17 protein-coding genes are annotated in these 19,652 nt (G+C 73.5%); 9 read left to right on the top strand and 8 right to left on the bottom strand.

Annotated features, from left to right (window positions below; translation table 11 throughout):
- Positions 1 to 206: 206 nt before the first annotated feature.
- Both M0M48_RS17405 and M0M48_RS17400 read left to right on the top strand, forming a co-directional pair.
- The gene (locus M0M48_RS17405; RefSeq protein WP_257752100.1) at positions 207 to 710 is read left to right on the top strand and encodes a hypothetical protein; all 504 of its coding nucleotides are present in this window, start codon (positions 207 to 209) and stop codon (positions 708 to 710) included.
- An 83-nt stretch (positions 711 to 793) separates the two neighbouring features.
- On the top strand, positions 794 to 4,651 hold the full coding sequence (locus tag M0M48_RS17400) for an HtaA domain-containing protein (protein WP_257752099.1): 3,858 nt from the start codon (positions 794 to 796) through the stop codon (positions 4,649 to 4,651).
- On the opposite strand, the gene M0M48_RS17395 is transcribed toward M0M48_RS17400, so the two are convergent.
- Both M0M48_RS17395 and M0M48_RS17390 read right to left on the bottom strand, forming a co-directional pair.
- Positions 4,641 to 5,465, bottom strand: coding sequence for an SDR family NAD(P)-dependent oxidoreductase (locus tag M0M48_RS17395; protein WP_257752098.1), 825 nt, complete (start codon positions 5,463 to 5,465; stop codon positions 4,641 to 4,643). The two genes, M0M48_RS17400 and M0M48_RS17395, sit on opposite strands and share 11 nt — an antisense overlap.
- Positions 5,462 to 6,190, bottom strand: a complete 729-nt coding sequence (locus tag M0M48_RS17390) for an SDR family NAD(P)-dependent oxidoreductase (RefSeq protein WP_257752097.1) — start codon at positions 6,188 to 6,190, stop codon at positions 5,462 to 5,464. Before M0M48_RS17390 ends, M0M48_RS17395 begins: the two co-directional genes overlap by 4 nt.
- 97 nt (positions 6,191 to 6,287) lie before the next feature.
- Between M0M48_RS17390 and M0M48_RS17385 the strand changes: the two genes are divergently transcribed.
- The 5 genes from M0M48_RS17385 to M0M48_RS17365 are packed head-to-tail and all read left to right on the top strand — an operon-like array spanning position 6,288 to position 12,465.
- Positions 6,288 to 7,604, top strand: a complete 1,317-nt coding sequence (locus M0M48_RS17385) for a flavin-containing monooxygenase (RefSeq protein ID WP_257752096.1) — start codon at positions 6,288 to 6,290, stop codon at positions 7,602 to 7,604.
- Entirely contained in the window at positions 7,601 to 8,230 is a 630-nt protein-coding gene (locus M0M48_RS17380; protein WP_257752095.1) for a TetR/AcrR family transcriptional regulator, read from the top strand. Before M0M48_RS17385 ends, M0M48_RS17380 begins: the two co-directional genes overlap by 4 nt.
- Complete coding sequence (locus tag M0M48_RS17375; RefSeq protein ID WP_257752094.1) at positions 8,227 to 9,138, top strand: alpha/beta hydrolase; 912 nt, start codon at positions 8,227 to 8,229, stop codon at positions 9,136 to 9,138. Before M0M48_RS17380 ends, M0M48_RS17375 begins: the two co-directional genes overlap by 4 nt.
- Positions 9,131 to 10,720 (top strand): AMP-binding protein, encoded by a 1,590-nt coding sequence (locus M0M48_RS17370; RefSeq protein WP_257752093.1) that lies wholly within the window; start codon positions 9,131 to 9,133, stop codon positions 10,718 to 10,720. Before M0M48_RS17375 ends, M0M48_RS17370 begins: the two co-directional genes overlap by 8 nt.
- Entirely contained in the window at positions 10,717 to 12,465 is a 1,749-nt protein-coding gene (locus M0M48_RS17365) for an N-acyl-D-amino-acid deacylase family protein (RefSeq protein WP_257752092.1), read from the top strand. Before M0M48_RS17370 ends, M0M48_RS17365 begins: the two co-directional genes overlap by 4 nt.
- Here M0M48_RS17365 and M0M48_RS17360 read toward each other — a convergent pair.
- Complete coding sequence (locus tag M0M48_RS17360; RefSeq protein ID WP_257752091.1) at positions 12,455 to 13,399, bottom strand: helix-turn-helix transcriptional regulator; 945 nt, start codon at positions 13,397 to 13,399, stop codon at positions 12,455 to 12,457. The two genes, M0M48_RS17365 and M0M48_RS17360, sit on opposite strands and share 11 nt — an antisense overlap.
- Positions 13,400 to 13,461: 62 nt before the next feature.
- On the opposite strand from M0M48_RS17360, the gene M0M48_RS17355 reads away from it, so the two are divergent.
- Entirely contained in the window at positions 13,462 to 14,463 is a 1,002-nt protein-coding gene (locus M0M48_RS17355; protein ID WP_257752090.1) for an ABC transporter ATP-binding protein, read from the top strand.
- Entirely contained in the window at positions 14,460 to 15,275 is an 816-nt protein-coding gene (locus M0M48_RS17350) for an ABC transporter permease (protein ID WP_257752089.1), read from the top strand. The genes M0M48_RS17355 and M0M48_RS17350 overlap by 4 nt, the downstream gene beginning before the upstream one ends.
- 1 nt (position 15,276) lies before the next feature.
- On the opposite strand, the gene M0M48_RS17345 is transcribed toward M0M48_RS17350, so the two are convergent.
- Genes M0M48_RS17345 through M0M48_RS17325 form a run of 5 tightly spaced genes read right to left on the bottom strand, consistent with a single transcriptional unit; the run spans position 15,277 to position 19,626 of the window.
- Positions 15,277 to 16,257 carry a DUF2332 domain-containing protein gene (locus M0M48_RS17345; protein WP_257752088.1) on the bottom strand — a complete coding sequence of 327 codons (981 nt, stop codon included), beginning with the start codon at positions 16,255 to 16,257 and terminating at the stop codon, positions 15,277 to 15,279.
- Positions 16,258 to 16,269: 12 nt separating this feature from the next.
- Positions 16,270 to 17,103, bottom strand: coding sequence for a purine-nucleoside phosphorylase (locus tag M0M48_RS17340; RefSeq protein WP_257752087.1), 834 nt, complete (start codon positions 17,101 to 17,103; stop codon positions 16,270 to 16,272).
- A gap of 32 nt (positions 17,104 to 17,135) precedes the next feature.
- The gene (locus M0M48_RS17335) at positions 17,136 to 18,641 is read right to left on the bottom strand and encodes a serine/threonine protein kinase (RefSeq protein WP_257752086.1); all 1,506 of its coding nucleotides are present in this window, start codon (positions 18,639 to 18,641) and stop codon (positions 17,136 to 17,138) included.
- A gap of 47 nt (positions 18,642 to 18,688) precedes the next feature.
- Entirely contained in the window at positions 18,689 to 19,141 is a 453-nt protein-coding gene (locus tag M0M48_RS17330) for a gamma-glutamylcyclotransferase (RefSeq protein WP_215814705.1), read from the bottom strand.
- 50 nt (positions 19,142 to 19,191) lie between these two features.
- Complete coding sequence (locus tag M0M48_RS17325; protein ID WP_257752085.1) at positions 19,192 to 19,626, bottom strand: GNAT family N-acetyltransferase; 435 nt, start codon at positions 19,624 to 19,626, stop codon at positions 19,192 to 19,194.
- Positions 19,627 to 19,652 lie beyond the last annotated feature (26 nt).

Raw genomic sequence — 19,652 nt, 5'->3', positions numbered from 1 at the left:
CATCGGTGGACGCCAACTCGGTGGCGCCGGCGCACCGGGGAGAGGCCGCGCGGCACCAGGTGTCGCGACGGGGGACCGGGGCGCCGAACTTTCGCAGGGAACAGCGCCCCGGCCGGCCCCACGGCCTTCCACGGCCGCGCGTGTGCGCGGCCCGAAGAGGAATCGGCCCCAGGGCTGGTTCCGATCCTAGAGAAGGAGAAGAACCCATGAGGTCCACCCCCAACCGCCGTACGACGTCGCGTGCCCTCGCCCTCCTCGCGGCCACCGCCGCGGCGGGTGCGCTCAGCGTCTCCGCCACGGCCGCGCACGCCTCCGACACCAGCGACTCCGACAACGTCTCGCTCTCGCCGGCGTCGAGCAGCTACGCCAACCTCGCCACGGTCACCGTCTCGCAGTCCGGCCTGGCGGCGAGCACCGACTACACGGTGAGCGTCTGCGAGTACACGACCTACACCTTCCTGCCGCTGGTCAAGATCCCGGCGTGCGGCGAGAGCAACCAGGTCGACACCACGTCGAACGCCTCCGGCGTGCTGACCGTGACCGGCTTCCAGCTGCTGGCGAGCGACACCAACGCCCACGCCAACCTGTTCGGTCAGCCGGCCAACATCAACTGCAGCACCAAGCTGTGCGAGGTCGTCATCACCCCGACCCACGGGGGCGGCGGCAGCGGCTCCTACGCCGGCGACAGCGCCGAGTTCAACGTCTCCTGATGCCTGACCGGGCGGTGCGTGGGGCTCGGGCCCGCGCACCGTCCGGTGCCGTCGTCGCTCCCGACTCCCGAAGGTCCGCTCGCATGAAACGCCTTGTCCTCGCCCTGCTCGCCCTCGTCCTGCCGCTCGCCGGACTCAGCCTCGTCGCGCCCGCACCCACCGCACGTGCCGCGACGACCGATCTCTCCTCCGGCACGGTGAGCTGGGGGATCAAGGCGTCCTGGCGCAGCTACATCGGAGGCTCCGGTACGTCGGGCGGGGACGGCGTCGTGGTCCGCCGCGCGCCCAACGGGGCGGCCGACGGCTTCGACTTCCCGGTCACGTCCGGCACCTACGACGACGCGACGCGCACCACGACGCTGCACCTCGGCGGGTGGGTCCGCTTCCAGGCCTACCCGGAGCCGTCGGGGCGCTACACGCTCGACTCCACGTTCAAGGACCTCGAGGTGCGGATCGGGCCGGACGCCCAGGAGATCCGCGGCACCTACGTCGGCTACAGCCGTGAGGCGCCGGGTGGCGAGCTGCACGAGGACGTCGATGTCGTGCTGGCCACGCTCGACGTGGCCGGCGCGGAGGAGACGTCCTTCGCCCCGGAGCGCACCACGTGGACGGCCGTCCCGAGCCAGGGCGGCGAGGGGCAGCGCCTCTACACGCCGGGGACGGCCTTCGACCCGGTCACGATCAGCTACGACGGCCCGGGCGGCCTGCCCGACCTCGCCGAGCGCTTCGACCAGCCCGGTGCCCCGGTGCTCTCCGAGGGCGCCCGCTGGCTCAGCGGCAGCACCGTGTCCGGTGGCGTCAACGCTCAGCGGTCGCTGGAGGTCTCGGCACGCGGCGACCTCGTCTACGCGATCCAGTTCGACGCCGCGCACGGCGCGCAGAAGCTCATCGTCACCGCGCTCGACGCGCAGGACCTGACGCCGGTCGGGACGCCGTACACGCACACGATGGTGGCCACCGGCGGCAGTGGACGCTTCCTGCGCACCGCCCTCGACCCGGTCACCGACACCTTCTTCTTCGTCACCAGCAAGGACGGGGCCGGGCAGAACGAGGTCACCCTGCGCACGCTGCGCTTCGAGCGCGAGGCCGGCACGTTCACCGCCGGTGTCGCCGGCGTGCTGCTCACGTCGACCGCCCCCGGCGTGAGCGCGCTGACCTGGAACCGGACGGCGGGCGAGCTCGGTGTCGTCGTCCTCGACGGATCGACCGCGAGCGAGCAGAACCCCTATCGGCTGGTCCGGGTCGGCGCCGACGGCGCCGGCGGCTGGACCGTACGACGGGCGCCGATCTCGTGGGCGCCGACCGGCGACTTCCCGGGCGGCTGGACGCTCGCGAACGGCACGCCGGCCATGACCGGCAACGCCGCGGACCCCAACCTCGCCGCGCTCGGCGACGGCTCCTACGTGCTGGCGCTCAGTGCCGCGCGGGTGACCGCCGGCGGCACCGACCACTACGCCCCGGCGTTCCGGCTGAAGCCGACCGGGGACAGCACCGTCGAGACGGCCGGCATCCCCGGCACCGAGGCGAGGCTGTTCTACGAGGGCAGCGGCGTCTTCTACGGCTGGACCGCCGCGGTCGCCGGGCCCGAGGGCTCGGTCTACCTGCACGGCAACAACCAGCGCCTCGCCGACTACCAGCGCGTCACGCTCGACGGCGACCAGCCGGTCGCCCGCCCGGCCGTCGAGGGCGAGCCCATCCCGCAGTACCGCGAGCTCGGCATCGACACCTCCCGCGCCGGCTGGCAGATGGCGTACGACGCCGAGCGCGACCTGCTCTGGGCCACCGACGACTCCGACGCCCAGGGCCGCACCCTCAAGGTGGTCGACGACACCGGCACCCTCGCGGGCTACCGGGTCGCCGAGTACGCCCAGAACGGCGGCACCCAGATGGTCATCGAGACCGGTGTCGACGGGTCGGTCTACGTGCCCGTGCAGTCGGCCGCGAACCCGCGCGAGATCGGCTACCGCCGGATGGTCCTCGAGGGCATCGCGCCGCGCGTCACCACGCAGCCCCAGGACGCCGCGGTCGAGCTCGCGGTGGGGGAGGCGAGCCGCCCGGTCACCTTCACCGCCGCGATCGACACCGCGCTCGGCGGCACCGTGCAGTGGCAGGCGCGCCGGGCCGGGGAGGCGCGGTTCGCGAACCTCCCGGGCGCGACCTCGCCGACGCTCCAGGTGGACGCCACCCCGGCCGCGGCCGGCACGACCTACCGGATGAAGGTCGCCAACGACGCCGGCACCGTGGTCTCCGCCGAGGCGAGCCTCGCGGTGACCTTCGCGCCGCGCTTCGCGCTCGACGCCCGCCACCGGGTCGTCACCGAGGGCGCCGACGCGACGTTCGTCGTGCACGCCGAGGCCGGGCCCGCGCTCACCGCGCTGGTCTGGCAGCGCCGGGTCGGCGGCTACTGGCAGCCGATCCCCGCCGACGACGACAACGTGGTCGTCGAGAGCGCGGACGGCATCTCCTCGCTCACCGTCGTCGGGACCAACCTCGACCAGTCCGGCTCGCTGTTCCGGGCCAAGGCCGTCAACGCCGTCGGTACGACGTACTCGACCGCCGCCCGGCTCACGGTCAACCCCAAGCGCGCGGTGCCTGCCGAGGGCCTCACGCTCGACGGGGTCGTGCTGGAGTGGGCGGGCAACGGCGAGCTCCAGGTGGCGCCGCCGTTCGGCGGGTCGAACTACCTCTCGGCCGGCGTCTCCGACGGCGACCAGGCGACCTACCGGGCCAGCGCCGGCGACGTCGCGGTGGTGCACCGCGCGGCCGACGGCACCGAGTCCCCGGCGACGTGGGCGACCCGCGCGGCCCCGGCCGGCGGGAGCGTCGACCAGCTCGTCCGGCTCTCGGGCGGCCGGGCCGAGCTCGCCGCCGACGGCTCGGCGACGATCCGCTGGAAGGGCGCGTTCTCGGTCAACTTCTACGGCGGTCTGGTGCCCTTCTGGTTCACCGACCCCGTGCTGGAGGTGACCGCCGGGGGCACCGGGACGCTCACCGCCGACCTCGACGGCTACGGCTCGAGCCAGGCCGACCCGAACCAGCGCACGCCGCTGGACGCGGTCCCCGGTGTCCGGGTCGCGACCTTCGACGCGATCACCCTCGACCCGGCCGGCAAGGTCGCGGTCACCCCGGCGTACGACGGCGTCGAGGTGGCGCTGCCCGCGAGCGCGACGCCGCAGCACCGCACCGGTGCGGGCTGGGGCGCCTGGCCGCAGGCGTTCGTCGACTTCCACCTGGCGACCGGGCTGGCGTCGTACTGGTACTCGTCGGGGGGTGCCGCCGACGTGCACAAGGCGCCCGCGCCGGTCACCGTCGACCTCACCGACGCCGAGGAGGTCGACCCCGAGCCGGGTGCCGCGACCGTGCAGGTGACGCTCGACGACGACCGGGTCGGCTTCGGCACCCGGCCGGTCGCGACCGTCGCCGTGAGCGCGCCGGGCACCCCGCCGTCCGGGACGGTCGAGGTGCGCGTCCTGGGCCGGACGCTGCGCGCGACGCTGGCCTCCGGGACCGCCCGGGTCGTGCTGCCCGGTGACCTGCCCGCCGGCCGCCACCCGGTCGTCGCGACCTACGGCACCGGCACCGGCGCCGGCACCGGCCGCACGACGCTGACCGTCGCCAGGACCGCCCCGGCGGTGACCGCGAAGCTGCCCGCGAAGGTGCGGTCGGGCAAGCGCGCCAAGGCCGTCAAGGTGCGCGTGGTCGTGGGCATCCCGGGCGACGGGCGTGCCGGCTACACCGGCCAGGTCGTCGTCCGCGACGGCGGGCGGGTGCTCGCCGTGCGCAGCGTGCGCCACCTGCGTGGCGCCGTCGTGGTCACCGTGCCGCGCTCGGTCGTGCGCGGCCTGCGGGCCGGGCGCCACTACTGGTCCGTGATCGTCACCGCCTCGCCGGACACGAAGCGGGTCGCCACCTCGCTGCGAGCGGTGCGGGTCAGGCGGTAGGCGGGTCGAGCACCCCCGCCCGCTGCTTGGCCACGAACCGGGTCGCCATCGTGTTGACGAACCCGGGGGCGAGCCGGCCGATCCGCCACGCGACCCGCGCCTGCCGCGGCTCGATGAGGATCGGCCGGTTCGTCGCGACCGCGGCGAGGACCCGCCGGGCGAGCAGGTCGGGGTCGACGGGCTCCTTGACGCCCTGGCCCTCCAGGTAGAAGTCGCGCCCCCGGTAGCGCCCGATCTCGCCCTTGTCGAGGATCGGGGTGTCGACCGCCGCCGGGCACACGACGGTGACGCCGACGCCGTGCGCGGCGGCCTCGGTGCGCAGTGCGAGCGAGAGACCGACGACCGCGTGCTTCGTCGTCACGTACGACGTCATCAGCCCCGCCGCCATCAGCCCGCCCATCGACGCGGTGTTGACGATGTGCCCCGAGCGCTGCCGGATCATCTGCGGGTACGCCGCGTGGACGCCGTGCACGACGCCGCGGACGTTGACGTCGATGATCGCGTTCCACTGGTCGAGCGTGAGGTCCTCGGTGTTGCCGAGGAAGGTGATCCCGGCGTTGTTGAACATCACGTCGAGCCGGCCGTGCTCGGCGACGACGGCGTCGACCGCCTCCTGCACCGCGGCCGCCGAGGTGACGTCGACCTGGCGCGCGACCGCCGTCCCGGGACCCGTGGCGGCCGCGGCCACCGCGGCGGCCGCGTCGGGGTCGAGGTCGCCGACGACGACGTGGGCGCCGTCGGCGACGAGCGCGCGGACCAGTGCCGCGCCGATCCCCGAGCCGCCGCCGGTGACGATCGCGGTCCGGGCGCTCACGCGAACGCCTTCTCGACGAGGCCGACGAGGTCGGGATAGCGCCGCAGGTGCGCGCCGCCGTTGATGTCGAGCGTCTCGCCGGTGATCCACGCGGCGTCGTCGGAGAGCAGGAAGCGGATCGCCGCGGCGATCTCGTCCGGCTCGCCGGAGCGGCCGAGCGCGGTGTTGTCGAGGTAGTCGTCGCGCACGCCGGGGATGTCCATCGCCGGCGCGGTCAGCGGCGTGACGACGAGGCCGGGGGCGACGGCGTTGACCCGGACGCCGCGGGTGCCGAGCTCGAGCGCGGTGACCTCGGTCAGCGCGACCAGGCCCGCCTTCGCCGCGCAGTACGCCGCCAGGCCGGTGCCGGGCTGGCGGGCGTTGAGCGAGGACAGCGAGACGAGCGAGCCGCCGTCCGCGACCCGCTGCCCGGCGTGCTTGAGCACCAGGAAGGCACCGGTCAGGCAGACGTCGACGATCCGGCGCCACTCCGCGGCGTCGTGGTCGACGACCCGGGCCAGGGTGCTGACCCCGGCGCAGTTGACCACGCCGTGCAGGGCGCCGTGCTCGGCGACGACGCCGTCGAGGAGGGCCGCGACGGAGGCTTCGTCGGTGACGTCGACGGGCGCGTCGGCGGTGGTCCCGGGCAGGTCGGCGACGACCACGGTGTGCCCGGACCCGGCCAGCAGCCGGGCCGTGGCCGCTCCGATGCCGGACGCGCCTCCGATGACGACGGTGACCTTCATGGGCTTCTCCTGACGTTCGTCTGTAGTCATTGACACGTGTCAAATGATGCGCCTAACGTGACGCCCGTCACCCCGCCTTGTCAAGGAGGAAGCCGGAATGCACCGCCCCACCGTCGCTGTCATCGGAGCCGGCATCAGCGGCCTCACGATGAGCAAGATGCTCGCCGACTACGGACTGGAGTTCGCGACCTTCGAGTCCTCGGACCGGGTCGGCGGCAACTGGGCCTTCGGCAATCCCAACGGGCACAGCAGCGCCTACCGCTCGCTGCACATCGACACCTCGAAGCACCAGCTGTCCTTCAAGGACTTCCCGATGCCCGAGGACTACCCGGACTTCCCGCACCACACCCAGGTCAAGGACTACCTCGACGCCTACACCGACGCGTTCGACCTGCGCCGGCACATCGAGTTCGAGAACGGCGTCGTGCACGCGCGCCGGCACCCCGAGGGCGGCTGGGAGCTCGAGACCCAGCGCACCGGTACCCGCCGCTTCGACGTCCTGCTCGTCGCCAACGGCCACCACTGGGACCCGCGCTTCGCCGACAAGCCGGGGGAGTTCACCGGCCTGACGATGCACTCGCACGCGTACATCGACCCGCGCACGCCGTACGACCTGACGGGCAAGCGGATCCTCATCATCGGCCTGGGCAACAGCGCCGCCGACATCGCCGTCGAGCTCTCCAGCAAGACCCTCGACAACGAGGTCGTCATCTCGACCCGCAGCAGCGCCTGGATCGTGCCGAAGTACTTCGCCGGCAAGCCGGCCGACAAGTACTACAAGACCTCGCCGCACATCCCGTTCGCGTGGCAGCGCAAGTTCGTCCAGGTGATGCAGCCGATGACCGCCGGGCGGCCCGAGGACTACGGCCTGCCGACGCCCAACCACAAGTTCTTCGAGGCGCACCCGACCCAGTCGGTCGAGCTGCCGCTGCGGCTGGGCTCGGGCGACCTGCGGGCCAAGGGCGACATCGAGCGGTGGGACGGGCAGACCGTCCACTTCGCCGACGGGACGGCCGAGGACTTCGACGTGGTCATCCACGCGACGGGCTACAACATCACGTTCCCGTTCTTCGACGAGGACCTCATCAGCGCCCCGGAGAACCACATCCGGCTCTACAAGCGGATCTTCAAGCCCGGCATGGAGGACGTCGCCTTCATCGGCTTCGCCCAGTCGACGCCGACGCTCTTCCCGTTCGTCGAGTGCCAGACCCGGCTCGTCGCGGCGTGGCTCGTCGGGCGCTACGCCCCGCCGAGCGAGGCGGAGATGGAGCGCACCATCGACGAGGACCAGCAGAAGTACACCGCCCACATGGTGCAGCGGCCGCGGCACACCCAGCAGCTCGACTACTTCCTCTACGAGCACGACCTGCGCGCCAAGGAGATCCCGGCCGGCCTCGCGAGGGCGGCCCGATGAGCGACGAGCGGCTCTGGGCCCGGATGGTCGACCGCCGCAGCGTCAACCGCGGCGACCAGCGCCGGGCCGCGTTGCTGGAGGCGCTCGACGACCTGCTGCGCGAGCAGACGCTGGAGGAGATCAACGTCGCCGAGATCTCGCGGCGCGCGGGCGTGACCCGCTCGGCCTTCTACTTCTACTTCGAGAGCAAGGCGACCGCCGTCCTCGCCCTCATGGCCGAGCTGTACGACGACGCGTCCGATGCGACCGACCTCCTCGTCAAGGCCGAGGGCGACCCGCAGGCCCGGATCCGCACGGTCGTCGCGACCCTGTTCGACTCCGTCGACCGCACGCCGCACACCTACCGCGGGCTGCTCGAGGCGCGGGCGACCAGCCCGGCCGTGCGCGAGCTGTGGGAGGCCGGACGGGCCGAGTTCGCCGAAATGACCGCCGAGATGATCGAGCGCGAGCGCGCCGCCGGACGGGCGCTGCCCGGACCCGACGCGCACGTCCTCGCCGCGGTCCTCCTCGACCTCAACGACCACGCCGTCGAGCGGCACGCGATGGGCGTCGGCCCCGAGCGCGAGGCCCACATCGACGCCATCACCCACCTTTGGATCCAGAGCATCTACGGGAGCACCTCGTGAGCACCACCTTCGACTTCACCTCCGCCGGCGTCCGTTGCGCGGGCACGCACTTCGCGGGCGCCGAGGGCGCGCCGGTCGTCGTCCTCGCGCACGGGCTCGCGGGCACCCAGGACGCGGGCATGTTCCCGTTCGCCGAGGCCTTCGCCGCGGCCGGGCTGCACGCGGTCACCTTCGACTACCGCGGCTTCGGCGCCAGCGACGGCGACGGCGGCTCCCGCCAGGTCGTCTCGCTCGCCGGCCAGGTCGCCGACCTCCACGCCGCCGCCGACGCGGCCAAGCGGCTGCCCGGCGTCGACCCGGCCCGGGTGGTGCTCTGGGGCGTCTCCCTCGGTGGCGGCCACGTCGTGTCCGTCGCGGCCGAGCGCACCGATGTCGCCGCCGTGGTCTCGGTGGTGCCGATGGTCGACGGGCTCGCCGCCGCGCGGCTCGCGACCCGCCACCACAGCGCCGGCCAGCTGCTCGCCTCGACGGGCCGCGGCCTCGCGAGCGCCGTACGGCGCAAGGCCGGCCGCGCCCCCGCGATGATCCCCGTCGTGGCGCACCCCGGAGAGCCGGGCGCGCTGACGCTCGCGGGCGCCTACGAGGACTACCACGCGATCGCCGGCCCCACCTGGCGCAACGAGATCGCCGCCGACGTCGTCCTCGAGCTCGGCACCCGCGCGCCCACCAAGGCCGCCGCCGGGCTGGAGGTCCCGTGGCTGGTGCAGGTCGCCGACTTCGACCGCAGCGCACCGCCGCACGCCACCATGAAGGCCGCCTTCTCCGGCCGCGCCGAGGTGCGCCACTACCCGGGCGACCACTTCGACCTGTTCGCCGGCAAGCCGTTCCACGAGCCGGCCGTCGCGCACGCCCTGCACTTCCTCCAGCGCCACGTCGGCGCCGCGGTGCCGGAGGTGGTCGGTGGCTGACACGGTCCGGGGCCTGCTGCTGGAGCACGCCGCGCGCGACACGGTCGGGCTCAAGCACGGCGCCGACACGTGGACCTGGCGCGAGGTCGTCGCCGGTGGCGCCGCCCGCGCCCACGTGCTGCGCGACCTCGCACGGCCCGAGAAGCCGCTCCACGTGGGGGTCCTGCTCCCCAACAGCCCCGAGATGGCGCTGGCGATCACGGCCGGCGCGATCGGCGGGCACATCACGGTCGGCATCAACGCGACCCGCCGGGGCGCGGCGCTCGCGGCCGACGTACGCCGGGCCGACTGCCAGGTGCTGCTCACCGACGCGGCGCACCTGCCGCTGCTCGACGGGCTCGACCTCGGCGGCGCCACGGTCGTCGACACCGATGCCGCGTCCTGGGGGGACGCGGTCGCGGCGGCGCCCACGAGCACCGACGGCTTCCCGGACGTGACCACCACGGACACGTTCATGCTCATCTTCACCTCGGGCACGAGCGGAGAGCCCAAGGCGGTCCAGGTCGCCCACTTCATGGTGGTCATGGCCGGCTCGGTCCTGGTCGACAAGTACGGCCTCGGTCCCGACGATGTCGCCTACTGCGCGATGCCGCTGTTCCACAGCAACGCCGTGATGGCGGGCTTCGCGGTCAGCGCCGCCTCGGGAGCGGCGCTGGCGCTCGCCGAGTTCTCGGCGAGCAGCTTCCTCGACGACATCCGGCGCTACGGGGCGACGTACCTCAACTACGTCGGCAAGCCGCTCGCCTACGTCCTCGCCACCCCGGCGCGGTCGGACGACGCCGACAACCCGCTGCGGTTCGCCTTCGGCAACGAGGCCTCCGACCGCGACATCCGCGAGTTCGCCCAGCGCTTCGGCTGCTCGGTGTGGGACGGCTTCGGCTCGACCGAGTCGGCCGTCATCATCACCCGCACCGAGGACACCCCGCTCGGCTCGATCGGCGTCCCGTTCGACGGCGTCGCCGTCTTCGACCGGGTGACCCGTCAGGAGTGCCCGCGCGCCGTCCACGACGAGGCCGGCCGCGTGGTCAACCTCGACGAGGCCGTCGGCGAGCTCGTGAACACCCAGGGAGCGGGCTTCTTCGCGGGCTACTACAACGACGAGCGGGCGACGGCCGAGCGCCTCGACGGCGGCATGTACTGGTCGGGCGACCTCGCCTACCGCGACGCGGAGGGCTTCGTCTTCCTCGCCGGACGCACCGACGACTGGTTGCGCGTGGACGGCGAGAACCTCGCCGCCGCGCCGCTGGAGCAGCTCCTGCTGCGCCACGAGGCGATCTCGCAGGCGGCCGTGTACGCCGTCGCGGACGAGCGCGTCGGCGACCAGGTGATGTGCGCGCTGGTGCTGCGGTCCGGCGCGACGCTCGCGCCGTCGGGTCTCACGGACTTCCTCGCCGCCCAGCCCGACCTCTCGCCCAAGGCGTGGCCGCGCCACGTCCGGATCGCCGCGGCGCTCCCGAGCACCGCCACCAACAAGGTGCTCAAGCGCGAGCTGCGCGCCGAGGGCCTCGCGACGAGCGACCTCCTGTGGTCGCGCGGCGAGCGCGACCGCACGTACGCCGAGTCCGCCAGGAGCAGCTCATGATCTACGACGTCGTCGTCCGCAACGGCCGCTGGTTCGACGGCACCGGCGCGCCCTCCGCCCAGCGCCACCTGGGCATCCGCGACGGTCGCGTCGTCGAGGTCAGCGCGGAGCCGCTCGACGAGACCGGCTGCCCGCGGGTCATCGACGCGACCGGGCACTGGGTGCTCCCGGGGATGGTCGACATCCACACCCACTATGACATCGAGGTGCTCGTCCAGCCCGGCCTCGCCGAGTCGCTGCGCCACGGCGTCACCACGACCTTCCTCGGCTCCTGCTCGCTCTCGACCGTGCACGCCAGCCCGTCCGACGCGGGCGACCTCTTCGGCCGGGTCGAGGCGATCCCGCGCCCCTACGTCGTCGCCGCGCTCGAGGACGCCAAGACCTGGACCACCGCCGGCGAGTACGTCGCCGCCCTCGAACGCCTCCCGCTCGGCCCCAACATCGCCGCCTTCATCGGCCACTCCGACCTCCGCGCCGCGCGGATGGGCCTGGAGCGCTCGACCGACCGCGCCGTTCGCCCGACCCGCGCCGAGCTCGCCCGGATCGAGGCCGACCTGGCCGACGCGCTCGACGAGGGCTTCGTCGGGATGTCCTCGCAGGAGCTGATGTTCGACAAGCTGGACGGCGAGGTGTGCCGCTCGCGGACCCTCCCGTCGACGTACGCCAAGGGGCGGGAGCGACGCCGCCTCCAGCGTCTCCTCCGCGCCCGGGGCCGCGCCCTGCAGGGCGGTCCGGACGTCGCGAAGCCGCAGAGCCTGGTCCGGATGGCATTCAGCAGCTGCGGCTGGGGCCGCAAGCCCGCGCTCAAGGTCAGCCTGCTCTCGGCCGCCGACATCAAGGCGATCCCGATGGTGGCGCACCTGTTCCCGCTCATCGCCCGCACGGTCAACCGGTTCGGCGGGGACTTCCGGTTCCAGCACCTGCCGGTGCCGTTCGAGGTCTACTCCGACGGCATCGACCTGCCGGTCTTCGAGGAGTTCGGCTCCGGTGCGGCCGCCCTGCACCTGTCGAACCAGATCGAGGAGCGGCGCGCGCTGCTCGCCGACGAGGACTACCGCCGCTGGTTCCGCAAGGACTACGACAAGAAGTACGGCCCGCGGGTCTGGCACCGCGACCTCTTCGACGCCGAGATCACCGAGTGCCCTGACGCGTCGGTGGTCGGCAAGACCTTCGGCCAGGTCGGGGTCGACCGGGGCGGCGTGCACCCGGTCGACGCCTTCCTCGACCTCGTCGTCGCGCACGGCGACAAGGTGCGCTGGCGCACGACCATCTCGAACCACCGCCCCGAGGTGCTGGACAGACTGACCGCCGATCCCGGCGTCCAGCTGGGCTTCTCCGACGCCGGCGCGCACCTGCGCAACATGGCGTTCTACAACTTCGGGCTGCGCCTGCTGCGCCGGGTCCGGGACGCCGAGGCGGCCGGAGCGCCGTTCCTGACGGTGGAGCACGCGGTGCACCGGATCACCGGCGAGCTCGCCGACTGGTACGGCCTCGACGCCGGCCACCTGCGCGTCGGCGACCGTGCCGACCTCGTCGTCATCGACCCCGCGCGCCTCGACGCCTCGCTCGACGCGTACGCCGAGTCGCCCGTGCCCGCCTTCGGCAACCTGTCCCGGATGGTCAACCGCAACGACGCCACGGTCGCCGCGGTGCTCGTCGGGGGAGAGGTCGTCGTCGCCGGCGGACAGCCGACCGAGGTCGTCGGGACCCGGCGGACCGGGCGGTTCCTCCGCGCTACCGGCTGACCCGCGCCGCCAGCCGGCCGAGCAGCGCGCTCAGCTCGGCCGGCTGCTCGACGGTGAAGTCGCAGTCGAAGTTGGCGATGATCAGGACCGGCCAGTCCAGCGTCTCGGTGTTGAGCGTCATCCGGCAGGTGCCGTCGCCGAGGTCGTCGACCGTTCCCCACCGGTCCATGTACGCCGCGACGTCGGCCGCGGGCGCGGCCATCCGGACCCGGACCTGGTGGCGCTGGGGCTGCGTGCTCAGCCCCTGGCGGACGTAGGTCAGCGCGTCGCCGCCCGGCAGCTCACGTGGCCGGAACCGCTGCCCGGTCGTGCTCGGCGTCCCCGCCACCCGGTCCACGCGGAACGAGCGCCAGTCCTGCCGGTCCCGGTCGTACGCCGCGAGGTACCACCGCCGCCCGAGCGTCACCAGCCGGTGCGGCTCGACCCGGCGCGTGGTCGCCGTGCCGTCGGCGGCGGTGTAGGGGAAGGTGACGATCTCGTCGTCGCGGCACGCCTGGGCGAGCGTGGTCAGCACCGCGGGGTCGAGGGTGGCGCCGCCGCTCCACGACAGGCCGACGGTCTGGGTCTGCAGCGCGCCCATCCGGCGGCGCAGCCGGGGCGGCATCAGCGCGATCACCTTGGTCAGCGCCTGCAGCGTCGTCTCCTCGAACCCGGGGACGCCGCCGCTGGCCGCGGCGCGCAGGCCGACCGCGATCGCGACCGCCTCCTCGTCCTCGAGCAGCAGGGGCGGCAGCGCTCCGCCGGCGCGGAGCTGGTAGCCGCCGGCGGCGCCGCGGACCGCGTCGACGTCGTACCCGAGCTCGCGGAGGCGGTCGACGTCGCGGCGCAGCGTGCGCTCGCTGACCTCGAGCCGGCCGGCGAGGTCGCCGCCGGTCCAGAACCGGTGGGTCTGGAGGAGGGACAGAAGCCGCAGCATCCGGGCGCTCGTGCTCATGTCTCCAGATTAGATCCGAATCAGGTCAGAAACTGACCGGATTCGTTCCTAGCGTGGTGGTCATGGAGAACAACCAGACCCTCGGCCCGGTGATCCGCACCGTCGGACTCACCCGGCACTTCACGCGTGGCAAGCAGACGATCGAGGCCGTGCGCGGCCTCGACCTGGAGGTGGCGGCCGGCGAGCTGGTCGCCTTCCTCGGCCCCAACGGCGCCGGCAAGTCGACCACCCTGCGCATGCTGACCACCCTGATCGCCCCGACCTCCGGCACCGCCACGGTCGCCGGGCACGACGTGGTCCGGGACCGGGCGGCCGTGCGCCGCTCGATCGGGTACGTCGGGCAGGGCAACGCCGCCGGTCACCAGTTCCGCGGTCGTGACGAGCTGCTGTGCCAGGCCCGTGCGCACGGGCTGACCCGGCGCGACGCGCGGCGGCGTACCGACGAGCTGCTGGAGGCCTTCGACCTCGTCGAGCACGCCGACCGCCCGGTCGCCCAGCTCTCCGGCGGTCAGCGCCGCCGGCTCGACGTGGCGATCGGCCTGGTCCAGGAGCCGCCGATCCTCTTCCTCGACGAGCCCTCGACCGGGCTCGACCCGCAGAACCGGGTCAACCTGCAGGACCAGGTGCGCCGGCTCAACGCCGAGCTGGGCACCACGATCGTGCTCACCACCCACTACCTCGAGGAGGCCGACGCCCTGGCCGGCCGGGTGATCGTGATCGACCACGGCCAGGTCATCGCCGACGACTCGGCGGCGGCGCTCAAGTCCGCGCTCGGCGACCTCGTCGCGATGTCGTTCGCCTCGCCGGCCGACGCCGCCGCGGCGGCGGCCCGGGCCGACCAGGTGCCCGGGGCGCAGGTCGTCCTCGACGGCGCGCACGTCGAGCTGCGGGCCGCCTTCGGCCGCGACGCGGCCCCGGCGCTCGTCGCCGACCTCGCCGCCGCCGGTACGCCGGCCACCCGCATCGAGGTGGTCGGGCCAACTCTCGACGACGTCTTCCTCAACCTGACCGGACGCAGCCTGCGCGAGAACCAGAGCACGACCACCGAAGGAGCAGCAGCATGAGCATCTCCCTGACCACCCCCGCGGCCCCGGCGGCCGCGGCCCGTCGTACCCCTGTCGTGGCGCGGCCCGTCGGCCTGCTCGCCGACATCGGCAACGTCCTCGTCCGCGAGCTCCAGCCGGTGCTGCGCCAGCCGGCGTCCGTGCTGTTCGCGATGGTGCAGCCGCTGGTCTTCCTCGGCCTGTTCGCCCCGCTGCTGCCCGACACCGGCGACGGCTCGGCGCTGCAGTGGTTCGTGCCCGGCATCGTCGCGATGACCGCGTTGATGAGCGCGTCCTTCACCGGCGCGAACCTGTCGGAGGAGATCGTCAGCGGCTCGTTCGAGCGGCTGCTCGTCTCGCCGGTGCGCCGCTCGTCGCTGATGATCGGCAAGGCCCTGCGCGAGATGGTGCCGCTGGTGCTGCAGACCGTGATCATCGTGGCGGTCGCGACGCCGTTCGGCTTCGACCTGCACGTCGGCGGGATCCTGGTCGGGATGGCGCTGCTCGTGCCGTTCAGCGTCGGCCTCGGCGCCCTCAGCCTCGCGCTCGCGGTCGCCGCCAAGGAGCAGGCCTGGGTGTTCTGGACCGTCCAGCAGACGGTGATCTTCCCGCTGCTGCTCCTGGCCGGCGTCCTGCTGCCCCTCGACGGCGCGCCCGGCTGGTTGCGCACCGCCTCCGACGTCAACCCGCTGACCCACATCGTCGAGGCCGAGCGGGCGCTGTTCGCGGGCTCGTTCCCGGCCGACACCGTGCTCGCCGGCGTGGTCGCGTCGCTGGCCGTCGGAGCGTTCGGGCTCTGGGTCGGCGTCCGGCGGATGAACCGCGCGAGCTGACTCAGCCCACCCAGCGCAGCGCGCGGCCGTGCCCGTGGGTCTGCGCCACCATCTGCCCGTCGATCCCGAGCACGAAGGTCGGATGACATTCCGGGATCGGCGGGCCGGTGCGCGTCACGGACGGCAGCACCTGCGGCGCCTCGTTGCTCACCCAGTGGCAGGCGCCGTCGGCGACGAGGCCGCGGACGAGGGCGTCGAACTCCCGCCGCCGCGGCGGCGGCAGGTAGGCGATGACCGCGCTGTGGAACACCACCACCGTCCCGTACGCCGACGCGCGCTCCACCAGCCCCGGCAGCTCGGCCACCAGGTCGCCGGTCACGATCGTGGGCGGGTCCGCCCGGGCCACCTCTACCGCCTGCCGCAGCCGGGCGCGCCGCTCCTCCTGCTCGGGCCAGACCAGCGTCTCGAGCCAGCCCGTCGCGTCGGGATCGGTCACGTCGAGCGGGTGCAGGTCGATGCCCCCGCGCCAGGCCACCTCGGGCAGCCGCGCGGGCAGCGGCGCCGGACCGCGGACCCGGCAGGGCAGCCGGGGCTCGTCGCCGAGCCGGACCACGCCCGTCTCGGTCGCCCACGCGTAGCCCCAGCGGTCGGGGTAGAGGCACAGCCCTGCCGAGGCACCCACCTCGAGCAGCGCGAGCGGGCCCGCGAACCCGGCGAAGGCCGGGACCAGCGTCGCCAGCCGGCCGACCTCGTTGGTCTGGGTGGCGCGGGCCAGGATCGTCGCCCGGATCGGGCCCTCGGCTCCGTCGGCGAGTAGCGCGGTGCGCAGGCCGTCGTACGGGCCCGGCGCCGGTACGCCGTGGTGCCGGGCCGCGGCGAAGACCAGGTTCGGCTGCTGCTTGAGGTCGGGCAGCGTGCGGATCCACGCCTGCACCTCGGGGTCGCCGGCGACCCCGAGCGCCCAGGCCGTGAAGGTCGGGGAGTCGGTGGCCTCGGTGGCGAAGCGGCGGTAGGACTCCTGGACCTCGGCGTAGGGCTCCATGCCGCGAGCCTGTCAGATGCGGGGGACGACCTCGCCCAGGAGCGCGCCCATGCGGGTGGCCGCCTGGCGACCGGCCTCGAGCACCTCGGCGTGGTTGAGCGGCTCGCCGCTCAGGCCCGCGGCGAGGTTGGTGACCAGGCTGATGCCGAGGATCTCCATGCCGGCCTCGCGGGCGGCGATCGCCTCGAGCGTGGTGCTCATGCCGACCAGGTGGCCGCCGAGGATGCCGGCCATCCGCACCTCGGCCGGGGTTTCGTAGTGGGGGCCGGTGAACTGGACGTAGACACCCTCGTCGAGGCTCGGCTCGACCTCGCGGCACAGCGCGCGCAGGCGCGTGGAGTAGAGGTCGGTGAGGTCGACGAAGTTCGCTCCGACGATGGGGGACTGGCCGGTCAGGTTGATGTGGTCGCTGATGAGCACCGGGGTGCCCGGCGTCCAGGTCTCCTTGAGGCCGCCGCAGCCGTTGGTGAGCACGATGGCGCGGCAGCCCGCCGCGGCCGCCGTACGGACGCCGTGGACGACGGCCGCGACGCCGCGGCCCTCGTAGTAGTGCGTGCGGCTGAGGAAGACCAGCAGGTGCCGGTCGGGGGCGCCGTCGGCGCCGGGCAGGCGGATCGAGCGGATCTTGCCCGAGTGCCCCTGGACCGCCGACGCCGCGAAGCCCGGCAGCGAGGTCACGTCGATCTCGGTGGTGTTCGCGCCGCCCGCGCCATCGAGCGCGTCGGCGGCCGGCAGCCAGCCCGAGCCCAGGACGAGCGCCACGTCGTGGCGGGCGACACCGGTGAGCTCGGCGAGACGGGCGGCGGCCTCTTCGGCCAGGGCGTACGGCGTGGGGGACTCGGTCACGGAGCGACTCTAGCGGCCGATCCGCAAGCCCATCACCACGTCGCGAGGACCGCCTCGGGCACGTACCCGTGGCGAACCCGCTGCGGGTGGTTGCCCACGGCCAGGTAGGCGACCTCCTCCTTGGTCCGCGTCGACAGCACGGCGACCGCGTCGTCATCGGAGAGCGAGACCCAGCAGGTCTCGTCGAGGCCCTCGGTGGTCCAGTACGGCTTGCCGTAGTCGTGCCCGGTCGTGGTGGCGTCGAAGTACGTCGCCTCGCCCGTCGCGGCGTCCACGAGGGCCGCGTAGTCGTCCATCGTCCCGGCGGCGCAGAGGGTCTCGCCGTCCGCGCTGATCGAGAGTCCGTGGTGCGCGGAGTCGTTGACGTACTGCTCGCGCAGCATCCGCGGCACCCGGTTCTCGAGCTCGACGACGTCGACCACGGCGCCGGTCGTGGGCTCCGGCTCGCCGCCGAGCGTGTAGCCGGTGCGGCCGTCGATGTCGGCGGCCTCGGTGTCGAAGACGACATACCCGTGCAGGAAGGAGACCTGGAGGTAGAGGTAGCGCCCGTCGGGGTGGACCGCGATCGGGCGGACCGCGCCGCTCATGCCGGGGTGGCCGGCCTCGGCCAGCTCGTGCGCCATGTCCCAGCGCTGGAGGATCTCGAAGTTGTCGGCGGCGACGTACTGGAGCCAGCGGTCGCTCTTGACCGCGCCGTCGAGCGCCGACCAGGGCAGCCGGGCGAGGAGCTTGTCGAGCCCGAGCGCGCCGAGGCCGAGCTTGGCCAGCGGCAGCCCGAGCAGCTGGCCGTCGCGCGGGTCGATGTCGTCGACGGGGGTGTAGACCCGGCCGATCGAGGCGTGCAGGATCCGCTCGCCGTCCTCGGTGTAGTTGCTCTCGTGCGGGGTCTCGCCCGAGGGGAAGGTGCGCAGCCGGTCGCCGAGCTTGATCACCTTGCCGCCGACGGTCTCGTCGACCATCGAGTACTCGATCACCTGGCGCGACGTGGAGTCCGAGACCAGCAGCCGGCGGCCGTCGTTCGAGACCTGCATGTGGTCGGTGCGGTAGCCGTCCATCTGCTGCTCGCGCACGATCGAGTCGGTGCGCCCGGCGGCGGCCTTGGCGATGTCGATCCAGACGACGTCGGCGAAGCTGGGCCGCGAGACCGCGAGGTACTTGCCGTCCATCGTGGTGAACATGTCGTCGACGTACTGGTTGTGGCCCTGGCCCGGTCCCGCGTTGATCGCGAGGTAGAACACCGTGGCCACGGGGTTCTTGAGGATCCGCTGGGTCTCCTCGGCCCGGTCCGGGATGAGGTTGACGCCCCGCTTGAGGACCTCGAACGAGCGCGCGTCGACGATGCTCGCCGTGCCGTCCCAGTTGTTGCCGACCCACATCACCGACCGCAGCCCGCTGTCGGCGGGACGTACGGCGATCGGCAGGTCGCGGGCGTCGTCCTCGGTCGGCCGTTCCTCGGTGATCCGGGTCTCACCGCACGCGGCGAGGGCCGCAGCGGCGACGACCGCGGCGAGGGCAGGGGCGAGGCGGGAGCGGCGCATAACCTGACAACGATTCAGGTTGCGCCGGGGTCACGCCCCCGTCCGGGTCAGAGACCGGTCGAGCGGCACGCCCGGGTCCGCAGCCCGCTCACGTAGTCGTCCGGCGCGTCCGCGGCCTCGGCCGCCGCCGCGATCACCCCCAGGTACGACGCCGAGGGCAGCCCGCCCTCGTAGGCGTCGAGCACGTAGGTCCACGCCACGATCTCCCCGACCATCGTCGAGACCCGCACCTTGGTGCGCCGGTAGAGCCCCGAGTCGGCCGACTCCCACTGGTCGAGGTTGCCCTCGTCGAGCGGGCTCATGTCGTAGACCGCCACGAAGACCTGCTCGAACGGGTCCTGCACGATCGTCGCGAGCGCGCCGTCCCAGCCGTGCTCCTCGCCGCCGAACGTCAGCCGCCACCCGGACAGCCACCCGGTCGTCCGCATGGGGGAGTGCGGGCACCGCTCGCCCATCCGGGCGGGGTCGAGGTTGGTGCCGTAGGCGGCATACGACGTCACGCAGGTCAGGCTAGTGCGTGCCGCCGTACGCCGCGGGGAGGCTCAGGCGCTCAGGGCGTGAGGGACTTGCGGAGGATGATCTCGGCGGCCTCGCCGGGCAGCAGCAGGGCGCCGCTGTCGACGTACCCGAGGCGGCGGTAGAGGTGCTGCGCCCGCTCGGAGGACAACGTCGACGTCAGCACCGTCCGGTGACCGGCCGCCGCCTGGGCGCGTTCCCAGGCCGCGACCAGGCTCGTGCCGATGCCCTGGCCGCGGCGTCCGGGCGCGACCCAGAGCAGGTTCAGGAACGGGATCTCGTCCCAGAACAGGCCCCATCGCGCGAAGCCGACGGTGTCGCCGCCGGTCTCGGCGAGCAGCACCCTGCCGCGGGCCACCACCTCGGCACGGACCTCCGGGCTGACGTGGTGGTCGACCTCGGCGAGGAACCCCAGGTCGGGGTCGCCCGCGAGGCGGGTCGTCACGCTCGCTGCCGTCGTCCGCTCCACTCGGCGAGACTAGTGACCCGCGGCCG

Origin of the sequence: Pimelobacter simplex (genome assembly GCF_024662235.1) — a bacterium.
Taxonomy (GTDB): domain Bacteria; phylum Actinomycetota; class Actinomycetes; order Propionibacteriales; family Nocardioidaceae; genus Nocardioides.
Note: the sequence above shows the minus strand (reverse complement) of the source record. Positions and strands in the feature narration are given on the sequence as shown.

Bases quoted from the DNA above. Each gene is read 5' to 3' on its own strand.
- M0M48_RS17405 (WP_257752100.1), top strand. From the start codon at position 207: ATGAGGTCCACCCCCAACCGCCGTACGACGTCGCGTGCCCTCGCCCTC.
- M0M48_RS17400 (WP_257752099.1), top strand. From the start codon at position 794: ATGAAACGCCTTGTCCTCGCCCTGCTCGCCCTCGTCCTGCCGCTCGCC.
- M0M48_RS17390 (WP_257752097.1), bottom strand. From the start codon at position 6,190: ATGAAGGTCACCGTCGTCATCGGAGGCGCGTCCGGCATCGGAGCGGCC.
- M0M48_RS17385 (WP_257752096.1), top strand. From the start codon at position 6,288: ATGCACCGCCCCACCGTCGCTGTCATCGGAGCCGGCATCAGCGGCCTC.
- M0M48_RS17380 (WP_257752095.1), top strand. From the start codon at position 7,601: ATGAGCGACGAGCGGCTCTGGGCCCGGATGGTCGACCGCCGCAGCGTC.
- M0M48_RS17365 (WP_257752092.1), top strand. From the start codon at position 10,717: ATGATCTACGACGTCGTCGTCCGCAACGGCCGCTGGTTCGACGGCACC.
- M0M48_RS17360 (WP_257752091.1), bottom strand. From the start codon at position 13,399: ATGAGCACGAGCGCCCGGATGCTGCGGCTTCTGTCCCTCCTCCAGACC.
- M0M48_RS17355 (WP_257752090.1), top strand. From the start codon at position 13,462: ATGGAGAACAACCAGACCCTCGGCCCGGTGATCCGCACCGTCGGACTC.
- M0M48_RS17350 (WP_257752089.1), top strand. From the start codon at position 14,460: ATGAGCATCTCCCTGACCACCCCCGCGGCCCCGGCGGCCGCGGCCCGT.
- M0M48_RS17345 (WP_257752088.1), bottom strand. From the start codon at position 16,257: ATGGAGCCCTACGCCGAGGTCCAGGAGTCCTACCGCCGCTTCGCCACC.
- M0M48_RS17335 (WP_257752086.1), bottom strand. From the start codon at position 18,641: ATGCGCCGCTCCCGCCTCGCCCCTGCCCTCGCCGCGGTCGTCGCCGCT.